Origin of the sequence: Stenotrophomonas sp., from assembly GCF_032056425.1 — a bacterium.
Taxonomy (GTDB): Bacteria; Pseudomonadota; Gammaproteobacteria; order Xanthomonadales; family Xanthomonadaceae; genus Stenotrophomonas.
Genome location: NZ_DAMBCN010000010.1, coordinates 75,163 through 87,898, shown reverse-complemented (window position 1 = coordinate 87,898; position 12,736 = coordinate 75,163). Strand labels below are relative to the sequence as shown.

Annotated in this window: 13 protein-coding genes and 1 riboswitch; of the genes, 6 read left to right on the top strand and 7 right to left on the bottom strand. The window is 68.1% G+C overall.

Annotated features, from left to right (window positions below; genetic code table 11):
• The first annotated feature begins 100 nt into the window (after positions 1-100).
• Complete coding sequence (gene dinB / locus RTY46_RS08945; RefSeq protein ID WP_312707882.1) at positions 101-1,195, top strand: DNA polymerase IV; 1,095 nt, start codon at positions 101-103, stop codon at positions 1,193-1,195.
• A gap of 270 nt (positions 1,196-1,465) precedes the next feature.
• Here the strand turns inward: dinB and RTY46_RS08940 are convergent, their stop codons facing one another.
• Positions 1,466-2,374 carry an MBL fold metallo-hydrolase gene (locus tag RTY46_RS08940; RefSeq protein WP_312707881.1) on the bottom strand — a complete coding sequence of 303 codons (909 nt, stop codon included), beginning with the start codon at positions 2,372-2,374 and terminating at the stop codon, positions 1,466-1,468.
• A gap of 84 nt (positions 2,375-2,458) precedes the next feature.
• Complete coding sequence (locus tag RTY46_RS08935; protein ID WP_312707880.1) at positions 2,459-3,097, bottom strand: NAD(P)H-binding protein; 639 nt, start codon at positions 3,095-3,097, stop codon at positions 2,459-2,461.
• A 107-nt stretch (positions 3,098-3,204) separates the two neighbouring features.
• Between RTY46_RS08935 and RTY46_RS08930 the strand changes: the two genes are divergently transcribed.
• The 3 genes from RTY46_RS08930 to gph are packed head-to-tail and all read left to right on the top strand — an operon-like array spanning position 3,205 to position 5,644.
• Positions 3,205-4,137, top strand: coding sequence for a LysR family transcriptional regulator (locus RTY46_RS08930; protein WP_312707878.1), 933 nt, complete (start codon positions 3,205-3,207; stop codon positions 4,135-4,137).
• Positions 4,134-4,925 (top strand): class I SAM-dependent methyltransferase, encoded by a 792-nt coding sequence (locus RTY46_RS08925; protein WP_312707876.1) that lies wholly within the window; start codon positions 4,134-4,136, stop codon positions 4,923-4,925. The genes RTY46_RS08930 and RTY46_RS08925 overlap by 4 nt, the downstream gene beginning before the upstream one ends.
• 47 nt (positions 4,926-4,972) lie before the next feature.
• Positions 4,973-5,644, top strand: a complete 672-nt coding sequence (gene gph / locus RTY46_RS08920) for a phosphoglycolate phosphatase (protein ID WP_312707875.1) — start codon at positions 4,973-4,975, stop codon at positions 5,642-5,644.
• Between the two features lie 52 nt (positions 5,645-5,696).
• Here the strand turns inward: gph and btuB are convergent, their stop codons facing one another.
• The gene (btuB, locus tag RTY46_RS08915) at positions 5,697-7,538 is read right to left on the bottom strand and encodes a TonB-dependent vitamin B12 receptor (protein WP_312707873.1); all 1,842 of its coding nucleotides are present in this window, start codon (positions 7,536-7,538) and stop codon (positions 5,697-5,699) included.
• A 116-nt stretch (positions 7,539-7,654) separates the two neighbouring features.
• A riboswitch (cobalamin riboswitch) is annotated at positions 7,655-7,878 on the bottom strand.
• A 177-nt stretch (positions 7,879-8,055) separates the two neighbouring features.
• Between btuB and RTY46_RS08910 the strand changes: the two genes are divergently transcribed.
• Positions 8,056-8,634: a histidine phosphatase family protein gene (locus tag RTY46_RS08910; RefSeq protein WP_312707871.1), complete on the top strand. Its 579-nt coding sequence runs from the start codon at positions 8,056-8,058 to the stop codon at positions 8,632-8,634.
• Positions 8,635-8,702: 68 nt separating this feature from the next.
• Here RTY46_RS08910 and RTY46_RS08905 read toward each other — a convergent pair whose 3' ends face one another.
• Together RTY46_RS08905 and RTY46_RS08900 are read right to left on the bottom strand one after the other, a co-directional pair.
• Positions 8,703-9,062, bottom strand: a complete 360-nt coding sequence (locus RTY46_RS08905; RefSeq protein WP_312707870.1) for a TfoX/Sxy family protein — start codon at positions 9,060-9,062, stop codon at positions 8,703-8,705.
• The gene (locus RTY46_RS08900) at positions 9,059-9,541 is read right to left on the bottom strand and encodes a GAF domain-containing protein (protein WP_312707869.1); all 483 of its coding nucleotides are present in this window, start codon (positions 9,539-9,541) and stop codon (positions 9,059-9,061) included. Before RTY46_RS08900 ends, RTY46_RS08905 begins: the two co-directional genes overlap by 4 nt.
• A 69-nt stretch (positions 9,542-9,610) precedes the next feature.
• On the opposite strand from RTY46_RS08900, the gene bioD reads away from it, so the two are divergent.
• Complete coding sequence (bioD, locus tag RTY46_RS08895) at positions 9,611-10,297, top strand: dethiobiotin synthase (protein WP_312707868.1); 687 nt, start codon at positions 9,611-9,613, stop codon at positions 10,295-10,297.
• A 7-nt stretch (positions 10,298-10,304) separates the two neighbouring features.
• On the opposite strand, the gene RTY46_RS08890 is transcribed toward bioD, so the two are convergent.
• The gene (locus tag RTY46_RS08890; RefSeq protein WP_312707867.1) at positions 10,305-11,747 is read right to left on the bottom strand and encodes a PLP-dependent aminotransferase family protein; all 1,443 of its coding nucleotides are present in this window, start codon (positions 11,745-11,747) and stop codon (positions 10,305-10,307) included.
• A 243-nt stretch (positions 11,748-11,990) separates the two neighbouring features.
• Positions 11,991-12,728, bottom strand: a complete 738-nt coding sequence (gene msrA / locus RTY46_RS08885) for a peptide-methionine (S)-S-oxide reductase MsrA (protein WP_312707865.1) — start codon at positions 12,726-12,728, stop codon at positions 11,991-11,993.
• Positions 12,729-12,736: the final 8 nt, after the last annotated feature.

Below are 12,736 nucleotides of genomic sequence, written 5' to 3'. Positions count from 1 at the left end.
GTGCGTAGTGTTCTGCACCGGAATCGCGCATCCCGTTGATGCACAACGACCATACTTTGGCGTCTGGACGGGTACGGTGCAGGTATGATGGCGGCCGACCATGAACGCACTGCGCAAGATCATCCACGTTGACATGGACGCCTTCTATGCGTCGGTGGAGCAGCGCGACGCGCCTTCCCTGCGCGGCAAGCCGGTGGTGGTGGCCTGGCGCGGCGCGCGTTCAGTGGTGTGCGCCGCGTCCTACGAAGCGCGGGTGTTCGGCGTGCGTTCGGCCATGCCGGCGCTGCGTGCCGAGCGCCTGTGCCCCGATGCGATCTTCGTGCCGCCCGATTTCGCCCGTTACAAGGCCGTTTCGCGGCAGGTGCGCGAGATCTTCCTGCGCCATACCGACCTGGTCGAACCGCTGTCGCTGGACGAGGCTTACCTGGATGTGACCGAGCCGAAGAGCGGCATGGCACTGGCGACCGATATCGCCCGCACCATCCGCGCGCAGATCCGCGAAGAAACCCAGCTGACTGCTTCAGCTGGCATCGCACCGAACAAGTTCCTGGCCAAGATCGCCTCGGACTGGCGCAAGCCCGACGGCCAGTTCGTCATCCCGCCGCAGCGGGTGGATGCGTTCCTGCTGCCGTTGCCGGTGAACCGGGTTCCCGGCGTGGGCAAGGTGATGGAAGGCAAGCTGGCCGCGCGCGGCATCGTCACCTGTGGCGACCTGCGGCAATGGGCGTTGCCGGACCTGGAAGAAGCGTTCGGCAGTTTCGGCCGCAGCCTGTACAACCGCGCCCGTGGCATCGATGAGCGGCCGGTGGAACCGGACCAGCAGGTGCAGTCGATTTCTTCCGAAGACACCTTCGCCGAAGACCTGCTGCTGGAAGATCTGGCCGAGGCGATCGCGCAGTTGGCAGAGAAGACCTGGAAGGCCACGCGCAAGACCGAGCGCATCGGCCATACCGTGGTGCTGAAACTGAAGACGGCCCAGTTCCGCATTCTGACCCGCAGCTTCACCCCCGAGCGCCCCCCCGAATCGGAGCAGGAGCTGCGTGACATCGCCCTGGCGCTGCGCGCGCGCGTGGACCTGCCCGCCGATACCCGATACCGCCTGGTGGGTGTGGGACTGGGTGGTTTCCGCGAAAAGGAACCGGTGGTGCAGGGTGAACTGTTCGGGCAAGAGCCAGACAGTTCCACAGAAATCTAGTCGTCAGACAATGGGGTCAGAGCCCGTTGCGCAGCAACGGGATCCGACCCCATGCCATTCCAACAGACCGCAGCCAACTGTCGAAGGCGGGGTGGGGCCGGTTGCGGGGGCGTGAGCCGCATGGATGCGGCGACCGAGCTTACATGGACGTACTTGCAGCGTCCCCCGCAACCGGACCCACCCCGCCAACCCTCAGCAAGCCCGCTTCTGCCGTTGACGTTGCCGTTGAGCAGGTGCAGGGCGCAGCCCTGCAAAAAAACTCCCCCTACCTTACGGCCACCGCATCTCGCCCTTGGCCACCTTCGCACTCAGCTCCAGCGATTCCACGCCAGCCAGTGTCGGATAGCGCGCCCGCATGGCCTGCACCAGTGCAGCACTGTCCTTCGCCTTCGCAGCTTCAACATCGAACGCACGGATGTAGTCGGCGGTGAAGCGCAACGCACTGGCATCCAGCGCCGCGCCGGGTGCGTAGTGCCCCGGCACCACCACCGCCGGCTTCAGCGCCTGCAACTGCTGCAGTGTGTGCAGCCAGTCGGCATGTGACTGTGCGCTCTGCGTGTCGGCCATCCACACGTGTTCGCCGGCAACCACCGGAATACCGCCGACGATCGCACGCAGCGAGGGCACCCACAGCACGCTGCGGTCCGGCGTCGGCCCGTCCAGGCCGATCAGCGGCAGACGTTGGTCTTCCAGGACAAGTGCATCACCGTCCAGCACCTTCGGCACGATGATACGCGCGGGCACGTCGGCCCCCATCTTCGGCCCCCAGTACGCCAGCTTGGCGGCCTGGGTCTGCTGGATATGCGCCACGGTCTGCGCGGTGGCGACGATGCGCGCCTGCGGGAACGCATCCTGCAGCGTGGCCAGGCCGAAGTAGTAATCGGGATCGCCATGGCTGATGTAGATCGTGGTCAGCTGCTTGCCGCTGGCGCGGATCTTCTCGGCCAGCGCACGCGCATCGCTGGCAGCGAACTGGGCATCAACCAGGATCACCTCGTGGCGGCCTTCGATCAGCACCGAAGACACCGAGAACATCGCCTGCGGCCCGGGGTGGAAGGTCTGCAGGCGCAGTTGTGCCTTCGCCGCGGTGGCGGCAGCGGGCGCAGCGGGAGCGGCCAGCAGGGGCGCACTGGCGAAGCCGACGGCCAGGGCGATGGAGCACAGAAGAACAGTACGCATGAGCGATGCCTCGTAGCGTCGAGCTTGCTCGACGGGATACCTGGGTAGTCGAGCAAGCTCGACTCTACGACGTCGCAGACGTCATCAATACGCGGCGGTGATGATCTGCTTCGGGTACTTGCCCGCTTCCAGCTCGGCCACGAACGCCGCACCGTAGTCGGCGTAGCTGATGCGACTGTGGCCTTCTGCGTCGGCCAGGAAAGTCTTCGCCTGCACGCGGTACTGGCCACGCTCGGCGCCTGGGCCGATTTCCGCCGCCGGCGAGAAGAAGGTCCAATCCAGGTCATCCACGGCCTGCAGGCGCTTCAGCGCTTCGCGCGCGGCCAGTGCGTAGGGCTTGTAGGCGGCGGGGAAATCCGGGGTGTCGACCAGCTGCACGCCCGGCGCGATCTCCAGGCTGCCGGCACCACCGACCACCACCACGCGCGGCACCTTGGCCTGGCGTGCGGCGGCGACCAGCTGGTCGGCCACGGTGGCGATCTGGGCGATGTCATCACCCGGGCGCGGGCCGTAGGCGCTGGCCAGCACATCGTGGCCGGCAATCACCGCGGCCAATGCAGCGGTGTCGTCCAGCGCGGCGATGGCCAGCTGGGCACCGGCCAGTTCGGCCGGCAGGTCCTTTTCACTGCGAACCACGGCGGTGACGTGGTGGCCGTGGGCAAGCGCGTGGCGGGCAATCTGGCGGCCGATGTTGCCGGTGGCGCCGACGAGGGCAATCTTCATGGCAGGACTCCGTGGGGTAGTGGGTTGGGGTACGGACCCACTGTAGGCCGCTGCAGTTGCTCGAAAAACAGCGTATAACGCGCTTGTTTGTTGCATGGATCGAGCATATGGACCGATTGACCGCCATGACCGTGTTCGTGGAAGTGGCCGAGCGTGGCAGCCTGACCGCCGCTGCCGAGGTGCTGGACATGTCCCGGGCAATGGTGACCCGCTACCTGGCCGAAGCGGAGCGCTGGCTGGGCGCGCGCCTGCTGCACCGGACCACCCGCCGCATCACCCTGACCGCGGCCGGCGAGGCGGCACTGGCGCGCTTCCGGCAGATGCTGGCCATCGGCGAGGAACTGCAGGGCGAACTGGCCAGCGACGACCCCGAACCGCACGGTACGTTGCGGATCACCGCCAGCGTGTCGTTCGGGCAGAGCCATCTGGCCCGCGCGGTGGCGGCGTTCGTGCAGCGCCACCCGGCCGCGCGCATCGAACTGCTGCTGGTGGACCGCATGGTGAACCTGGTGGAAGAGCGGGTGGACCTGGCGGTGCGTATCGCGCGGCAGATCGATCCGGGCCTGATCGCACGGCGCCTGGCCACCTGTCGGTCGGTGCTGTGCGCCAGCCCGTCCTACCTGCAGGCACACGGCACGCCCACCGCGCCGGAACAGCTGGCCGCGCACAACTGCCTGACCCACCACTACGTGGGCCGCAGCCTCTGGCAACTGCACCGCGACGGCCGCGCGCTGTCGGTTGCAGTGGGCGGCAACATCAGCGCCAACGAGGCCTCGTTGCTGGTCGAAGCGGTCCGCGCCAATGCGGGCATTGCCATGTTGCCCAGCTACCAGGTCGCGCCCATGCTGCGCAGTGGCGAGCTGGTGGCCGTCCTGCCGGAGTACCGGCTGGACGACCTGGGCGTTCATGCCGTCTACGCATCGCGTCGACAACAGCCCGTTATCATGCGGCGATTCCTGGATTTCCTGGCCGGCTGCTTCGAGCACGATCCCGCCTTCCAGGACCTCGACTGGCAACCGACGGGCAAGGAGCGCGCATGAACCACGGAACGGTAGTGATCGATCACCCCCGTACGCTCTGCGATCTGCACGCGCAACGGGAGACGCCAACGACGCACCCGGTTGATGCGGGAACCATCGCCGCCGCCCGCAGCGGGCGCTGGCAGGTGCACCTGACCCCGCGGGCGCTGCCGCTGGACTGGCTGGGGGATGTGCGTGGCCGGCGCATCCTGTGCCTGGGATCCAGTGGTGGCCAGTTGGCGCCGGTACTGGCCGCCGCTGGCGCTGAAGTGACCGTGTTCGACCTGTCCGAACAGCACCTGGCACTGGACCGCGCGGCGGCCGCACGCGAAGGCCTGCGGCTGCAGGCGGTGCAGGGCGACATGCGCGACCTGCAGGCCTTCGGCCACGGCAGCTTCGACGTGGTGCTGCACCCGGTGTCCAACCTGTTCGTGCCCGACGTGCGACCGGTGTGGGCCGAGTGCCACCGCGTGCTGGCGCGGGATGGAGTGCTGTTGGCCAGCTTCTTCAACCCGGTGCTGTTCGTTGCGGCACACGACCCGCAGCTGGCCGAACAAGGCCTGATGCGCCCGCGCTATGCGATTCCGTATTCCGACCTGGACGACCTGCCCGTGGATGAGCGTCAAGCCAGGCAGGCGCGTGGCGAACCGATGATCTACGGCCACAGCCTGGGCGATCTGATAGGCGGCCAGCTCGATGCCGGGTTCGTGGTCGAGCGCTTCATGGAAGACTGGCAGCCGCGCCCGCAGGTACTGATCGAACGCTATCTGCCCGCGTTCCTGGCGACCCGGGCGCGGCGGATCGGCTGATGCCGGGGGAGTACACTGGCCGGCCCACGTCGTACAGGTGCCTTCCCTTGTCCCATCCTTATTCGTTGGTCGTGTTCGATCTGGACGGCACGCTGGTGGACAGCGCTGCCGATATCGCCGAAGCGCTGAACCGCACGCTGGAAGACATCGGCCTGGTACGCGTGGCCGAAGCGACCGTGCTGGGATGGATTGGCGATGGCGTGCGGCGGCTGGTGGAGCAGGCCGTGCAGGCGGCCGGTCGTGACATCGATCTGGCCGAGGTGATGCCTACGTTCATGGTGCATTACCGCGAGTGCCTGCTGCGCAGCCCGCGCCTGTATGACGGTGTGGGCGAAGCGCTGGCCCTGTTGCGCGCGCGTGGCGTGCCGCTGGCCATCTGCACCAACAAGCCGGCCGCGCTGGTGCCGCCGCTGCTGCAGCACCTGGGCATCGGCGATGCATTTTCGCTAGTGCTGGGCGGCGATTCGCTGCCGCAGCGCAAGCCGAGTGGTGAACCGCTGCGGCATATCGCCGCGCACTTCGGGCTGGCGGTCGGCGCCTGCCTGATGGTCGGTGATTCGCTCACCGATTACCGTGCCGCCGAAGACGCGGGCATGCCGATCGCACTGGTGCGCTATGGCTACCCGCGCGGCCTGGATCTGGACACCGCACAGGCCGTGGCCGTGATCGACGACCTGCGCGACCTGCCGGGGCTGGCCGCCGACCTGCCGACGGCGTGATGCATCGATAACGCCGGGCGTGGCCCGGCGCTACCGTGTGCGCGTCAACCGATCACTTCGGCTGGTAACGCACGCTCAGCTGGTACTCGCGGCCCGGCTGGTTGAACCAGGCAATGGTCTCGTACTGGCGGTCGAACACATTGGCCACGCGCGCCAGCACCGACCACGCCGGGGTGAGCGCGTACTCGGCACGCAGGTCCAGCAGGCCATAACCGCCCACCCTTACCGCGTTGTCGGCATCGTCGAAGCGCTTGCCGGCGCCCTGCACGGTCACACCGGCGCGGAAATCACCGAAGCGGCGATCCACGTCCAGGCGGGCGGTCTGCTGCGCGCGGCGCGCCAGCAAGTTGTCGAACTGGCCGCTGCCTGCGGTGCGGTTGCGCGGGTCGGTGAAACTGAGCTGCGCATTGATGTCGAAGCCGGCCAACACCGCGCCGCCGGTCAGTTCTGCACCGCGGATGCGCGCCTTTTCCACCTGCTGCATCATGAAGGTGGCCGCGTCGTAGGTGATCAGATCGTCGATGCGTGTTTCATACACATCCAGGCCCCAGTGCCAGCCCTGGCCGTGCTGGGAAACGCCGATGTTGGCGCTCTTGGATTTTTCCGGGTCCAGCGTCGGCACGCCGCTCCACGGGTCATACAGATCGCTGAAGGTCGGCGCCTTGAACGCAGCGCCATAGCTGGCATTCACGCGCAGCCCGTGGCCCAGTTCCATCGCCCAGCCCAGGCTGCCGGTGGCATGGTTGCCGAACTGCTGGTTGTCGTCGTTGCGTGCGCTGGCCTGCAGCTGGTGGCGGCCGAAGCGCGCTTGGTACTGCACGAACACGCCGGTGTTGCGGCGGCTGTCGACCAGGTAGCCGGCGCTGCTGCCATCCAGGGTGTCCTGGTTCCAGTCCACGCCGGTGCTCAGCAGCTGGCCGTCGGCCACGCCGATGTCGGCCTGCAGCGACGCGCTGTCGCGGTGCGTCTGCGCGCTGCCACGCACACCGAAGTCGCCGAAGTTGTCCGACTCGTTGTCGCTGCGGCCGACATTGGCGGTCAACGCCAGGCGTTCGGACGGGGTGTAGCGCACCTTGCCGGCCAGTACCTGCTGGCGGGTTTCCGAGTAGTTGTAGTAGCCGTCGTAGTGGTTCTGGCCGTCGGCGCGCAGTGCGCTGCCTTCCACGGTCCACTGGTCGTTGAAGCTGTAGCCACCGCGCAGGCTCTTGGACAGATTGCGGTAGCCATCGCGGTCGGGTTCATCGGCAAAGCAGCCGGTGAACAGGGTGGCCGAACCGCGGCAGGCATCGATGCCGTCGCTGTGCTGGTAGGCAATATCGGCGCCGAACCAGCCGTTTTCACCGCTGCCGCCGATGCCGCCGCTGGCCTGGCGCAGGCCGTTGCTGCCGCCGCCCAGCTGGAAATGCGGGGCGAAGCTGCCGGCATTGCGACGGGTGAAGATCTGGATCACGCCACCGATGGCGTCAGCACCGTACAGGCTGGACTGCGGGCCGCGCACGATCTCGATGCGTTCGATCTGCGCCAGCGGCAGGTCCTGGAACATGGCCAGGTTCAGGTCGGCGCTGTTGATGCGCACGCCGTCGACCAGCACCACGGTGTGCGAGGAATTGGTGCCGCGCAGGAACAGCGAGGTCTGCTTGCCCAGGCCGCCAGCGTTGGTCAGGTTGATGCCGGCGCGGCCGGCCAGCAGTTCCTGCAGCGAGGTCGCCTGGCTGGTTTCAATCTGTTCGCGATCGATCACCTGCGCCGGCGCGATGCTGTCCTGCAGGGCGATCGGGGTGCGGGTGGCGGTGACCAGGACGGGGTCGAGCGGATCGGCGGCTTCATTGGCCAGCGCCAGCGCGGGCAGGGCGGCCAGCACGGCCAGGGACAGCAATCGGGACTGCAGCTTCATCGGGGGAACTCCGGGTGCCGCGCACGCCCGCGCGGCGAAGGGGAGGAGCCACGAGGGCAGGCACGCGCCGATGCCGCAGCCACGGCTGCAGTCATCCAGCGCCATGCCCACCGCATCGCGACCTGAGGCTTCCGGGCCGGTCTCCGGGCTTGCCGCCAGGTGGCGCGAGGCCACCGTCCAGGCGCCTTCCCATGCCAGAGGCACAGTGGCGGTGTTGCCTGGAACAGACGTGCTTACCGTTGCGGGGGCAGCGCCGGCCTGGCGTGTTGCCACGCGTCACCGGCTTCCCGTTTCAACCTGCCGGCCAAGGCTGCAGGTCACCTGGAAGTGCGCGCAGTCTACGTCATCCCCGGCGCCCGTAGAGTCGAGCTTGCTCGACTGCCCTTGCGCCCCCGTAGAGTCGAGCTTGCTCGACTGCATTTCCCGTGCCCGTAGAATATCCCCTCGATCCCGTGGTGCCGTTGCCGATGTCCCGCTGTTTTCTAGTGTTTCCGCGTTGCCTGCACAGGACGCACGTATGATCCTCGACCTGGTCCGCCATGCCGGCAACGGCCGCGATGAGTTCCTCGATGGCCGCAGTGATCCGCCGCAGCTGGCCCGCCTGCCGCAGGAACTGGTTGACGCCTATGCCGAGCGGGACTGGCAGCGGGTGATCAGTTCGCCGCGCCTGCGCTCGCTGCACACGGCGATGGCCCTGGCCACCCCGCGCGGGCTGGACGTGGAGGCGGACGAGGAGTGGGAGGAGCTGGATTTCGGCGATTGGGACGGGCAGCCACTGTTCGACCTGCCGGAGGACGCGCTGGCGGCCTTCCATGCTGATCCGCATGCCTTCCCGCCGCCCAACGGCGAAAGCTGGGGCCACTTCGAACGGCGCATCGCACGCGCGCTGGATCGCCTGCTGGACGATGAGGATCCGCTGCCGACCGTGGTGGTCAGCCATGGCGGTCCGTTGCGCATGGTGCTGTCGCAGGTCTGCGGACTGCCGCTGTCGCTGTGCTGGGCACTGCGCATCGACCACGGCACGCGCCTGCGGGTGTGGCTGGAACGCGGCGAAGCGGGCCTGGTCGGCGAGCTGCTGGAACTGCAGCAGCCGTGAGCGCATCGCCGGGCATGGCCCGGCGCTACCCGACGAATACCGGGCCATGCCCGGCGAGCGCGGTCCCCTCAATCCTCGTCGGGGCTGTCGGTCTGGTCGTCGCTGTCGTCGCTTTCATCGAAGCGCCGTTCGTGCACCGGGCCCGAGGCCGGGCCAGCCGCCTTCAACGGGTGTGCGGCAATACGCGCTTCGTAGTCCTGTACCAGCGCTTCGCGCTGCGGTTCGCTCAGCTCCTGCCAGTGGCAGTCCAGCAGCGCGCCTTCCAGCGAATAGAGCAGATTCAGGCTGGGCTTGAAGCCGGCGCGCTTTACTTTCACGAAGGCCCCGACCGCGCCGAGCGCGGCCAGGTCTTCGCGGCTGCGCAGACCGACCTGGCGCAGCCAGGCCGCGCTCTTCGGGCCGATGTTGCGCAGCTTGGCCGCGCTCATCCCAGCGCCTCCACGAACACGCGGGCGATGGCTTCCAGACCGGCCTGATCATCGCCATCGAAGCGGGCGACCTTCGGGCTGTCGATGTCGAACACGCCGATCAGCTCATCGCCGCGCAGCAGAGGGACCACCAGTTCCGAACGCGAGGCCGAATCGCAGGCAATGTGGCCGGGGAAGGCATCCACGTCCTCCACGCGCTGGGTGACGCGCTGGCTGGCGGCGGCACCGCACACGCCCTTGTCCAGCGGAATGCGCACGCAGGCCGGCAGGCCCTGGAACGGGCCGACCACCAGCTCTTTGCCGTCGTACAGATAGAAACCTACCCAGTTCAGGTCGGGCAGGGCGTGGTAGACCAGCGCAGAGAGGTTGGCCGCATTGGCGATACGGTCGCTCTCGCCGTAGACCAGGCCACGGGCCTGTTCCAGCAGCTGGGCGTATTGTTCCGGCTTGCTGCCGGTAAGCGAGGCATTGGCGAACATGGCCGCAGTCTAGCAAGCGCGCCGGGCCAGCGATAATGAACGCTCTGTTGCCCTGCTGGAGCCCTTGCCATGCCGTTGCCCACCGTGTTGCCGCCGGCGCTGTTCGTTACCGGTACCGATACCGAGATCGGCAAGACCGCTGCCAGCACGGCGCTGCTGCATGCGCTGCGCCGTCGCGGGCTGCGTGCGGTGGGCATGAAGCCGGTGGCCAGTGGCAGCCAGGACCTCGGTCAGGGCCTGCGCAACGAGGATGCCCTGGCGCTGCAGGCGGCCAGCTGGCCGGTGCCGGATTACGCCGACCTGAATCCCTATGCGCTGCGGCAGCCGCTGGCGCCGGAGCTGGCCGCCGCCGAAGACGGCGTGCAGGTGCAGCTGGCGCCGATCGTGGCAGCCTTCGAGCGCCTGCGGGCCACGGCCGATACCGTGGTGGTGGAAGGCGTGGGGGGCTGGCTGGCACCGCTGTCGGCAGACCTGGACCAGCTCGACCTGGTGCGCGCGCTGCGGCTGCCGGTGGTGCTGGTGGTCGGCCTGCGGCTGGGCTGCGTGAACCATGCGCGGCTGACCGCAGACCATCTGCAGGCGGCCGGCGTGGAGTGCCTGGGCTGGATCGGCAACCACATCGATCCGGCCATGCAGCGCCAGGACGAGAACATGGCCACCCTGGTGAAGCGCCTGCCGATGCCGTGCTGGGGCCGTCTGCCCTATCTGCCGGGCGCTGATGGCGCGCGGTTGGGCGCGCACCTGCGCGACGCGTGACTGCACATCACTGCGCTGCCAGCTCCCGCGCGATCGCGCCCAACCGTTCCACTGCGCCGACGAACCGCGCGTCCAGGCTTTGGCAGCACGACAGCCGCAGGCAATGGCGGTAGCGCGCGCCGCGCGAATACACCTGCCCGGGCATGAACACGATGTCTTCCTGCAACGCGCGTTCGAACAGTTCGCCGGTATCCACGCCCGGCAGTTCCAGCCACAGCAGGAAGCCCCCCGAGGGTTCGGTGGCGCGCGTGCCTGCGGGGAAATGTTCGGCCACCAGTTGCCGCAGGCGGCCCACCTGTTCGCGGTACAGACGGCGCATGCGGTGCAGGTGGTGCTCGTAGCCACCGCCTTCCAGGTACGCGGCCACGGCGTCGGCCAGCAGCTGCGGTTCGCCGCCGGTGCTCTGGAACTTCAGCAGCGCGATGCGTTCAGCGAAGCGGCCGCCATCAAGCCAGCCGATGCGGTAATCCGGCGCCAGCGTCTTGGAAAAACCACCCACCACCATCACCCAGCCGTCGCGGTCGAAGGTCTTCAGCAAGGGGGCCGGGGGCTCGCTGAACTGCAGTTCGGCGTACACCGCATCTTCGATCAGCGGCAGCTGTCGGGTATTGGCCAGCTCGGCCAGCCGCTGCTTGTCGGCCACCGGCATGCTGCAGCCCAGCGGGTTGTGCACGGTAGGCATCACCACCAGCGCGGCCAGCGGCGTGTGCTCCAGCAGCGCTTCCAGCGCATCCACGTCCAGCCCGTGCTGCGGGTGGGTAGGCAGTTCGATGGCCTGCAGGCCAAGGTTGGCCAGCAGCGGGTACAGGTTGAAGTAGGAAGGGGCCTCGATGCCGACGGCCGCACCCGGCTCGGTCACCGCGCGCAGGGCCAGCTGCAGTGCTTCCATCGCGCCGTGGGTCAACAGCAGGCGGTCGGCATGGGTATGCAGGCCCATCCGCGGGCCACGCCGTACGATCTGTGCCAGCAGGCGCGGCGAGCCATTCGGGCGCGCATAGGTTTCCACCGTCTGCTGGCCGTGGCGCAGCACCTGTGCGGTGTGCCGGGCCAGCTGCGCGCCGGGATAGAACTGCCGCCCACGCGGCCCGGCGAACGCCAGATCGATCACCCCGGGGCGTCGCTGCGCCTCGAGCACGCGCGCCATCAACGCCTGCTGCAGCGGTGCGGTAGGCGCAGAGGGTGCATCGCGCAGTGATCGCTGCGGCACCGACAGGCGCGGCGCCACCTCGAAACCCGCCTTCGCCCGCGGCACGACGAGGCCAGCATCTTCCAGCTGGCGGTAGGCGGCGATGACGGTGTTGAGGCTGAGCTGGCGCTGCGCGGCCATCTGCCGCAGCGAGGGCAGGCGGCTGCCGACCGGCAGGCGACCGCCGTGGATGGCCTCGGCCAGTTCATCGGACAGGCGCTGGTAGCGCGGCGGGGCCATGCCGGCCTGTTCATCTGTATCCATCGATCTAGCCATGCACTGGCTCTGTACCCGTTGTGCGGGTGAGCCTAGCATTTCCTTGTCGGCCCGGCCTGATCGGGGCAGGGCCGAACTTTCGCAGCGCACGGTCCTGGTGGCCGTGCGCTTTTTTTGCGGCGGGTTCGTGGCGTCGAGCGTGCTCGACCGGTTGACCCAGGTAGAGTCGAGCTTGCTCGGCTGATCGGAAGGGCAGTCGAGCAAGCTCGACTCTACAGAAGCGGTGTGTCGTCAGCGCATCGGTACCAGCGACGCCTGGCGCCGGTACAGCGCGGGGAACTGCTTGCCCAGCGCGGCCAGCTTCGGTGCGTCGTAGTAGCGGATGTAGGCCGCCTGCGGGTAGTTGTTCATGTAGTTCTGGTGGTAGCTCTCGGCCGGATAGAAACGCTGGCCGCTGGCCACCTGGGTCACGATCGGGCCGCGGTAGCTGCCAGCCTTGCCCAGCTGGTCGATGTAGGCGCGGCTGGCAGCCAGCTGCCTGGCGTCATCGCTGAAGATCGCCGAGCGGTACTGGCTGCCGTGGTCGGGGCCCTGGTAGTTCAGCTGGGTGGGGTCGTGCGCCACCGAGAAGAACACCTGCAGCAGCTGCCCATAGCTGACCTGGCGCGGATCGTAGTCGACCTTCACTGCTTCGGCGTGGCCGGTGCGGCCGCTGCTGACGCGCTCGTAGCGCGCATCGGCGGCACTGCCTCCTGCATAGCCGGCCACTGCATTGCTCACGCCTTTCACGTGCTGGAACACGCCCTGTACGCCCCAGAAGCAGCCACCGGCAAACACCACGCTGGCCTGGGTGGCGCCGTCGGTGAAGGCGGCATCGCCGGTGGGTGCCGGCAGTGCCTGTACCTGCGCGCTGGCGGTCGCCGGCGCGGCCATCGCGCCGCGATCCACCAGCAGCACGCCGGCCACCAGTGCCGTGGCGACCAGCCCGGCCACACCCACTGCAATGCCCTGTTCGAAGGAGAATTTCATCGTGCCCT